Source organism: Streptomyces chisholmiae, from assembly GCF_031845445.1.
Lineage (GTDB): Bacteria > Actinomycetota > Actinomycetes > Streptomycetales > Streptomycetaceae > Streptomyces > Streptomyces chisholmiae.
In genome coordinates this window covers 1-306 of the sequence record NZ_JAVREO010000320.1, presented here as the reverse complement: position 1 = coordinate 306, position 306 = coordinate 1, and the positions used below count along the sequence as shown (strand labels likewise).

1 protein-coding gene is annotated in these 306 nt (G+C 68.6%); it reads right to left on the bottom strand.

What is annotated here, in order from left to right:
* Positions 1-240: hypothetical protein (locus tag RM844_RS33395; protein WP_311671162.1), on the bottom strand; the 240-nt coding region annotated here is incomplete at its 3' end.
* Between the last annotated feature and the right edge of the window lie 66 nt (positions 241-306).

Sequence of the window (306 nt, the reverse complement as noted above, 5' to 3'; positions counted from 1 at the left end):
CGCCAAATCCGGCAACAACACCCGCCAGGACACCCCATCCACCACCAAGTGATGCACCACCCACACCAACAACCCCGACTCCCCAGGCCCCCGATCCAGCCACACCATCCCCCACACCACACCAGCCCCCGGATCCAAACCATCCCGCAACCGCACCGCCTCCGACCTGGCGAGGGCGGACAACTGCTCCTCAACCAGCCCGCTGGCATCGACCCGACTCACTCGGTCGGCCACCGGCACCGAACCGACCGGACCCACCTCCGCACCCCAACCGCCATCCCCACCCGTCAACCGCCACCGCAACCC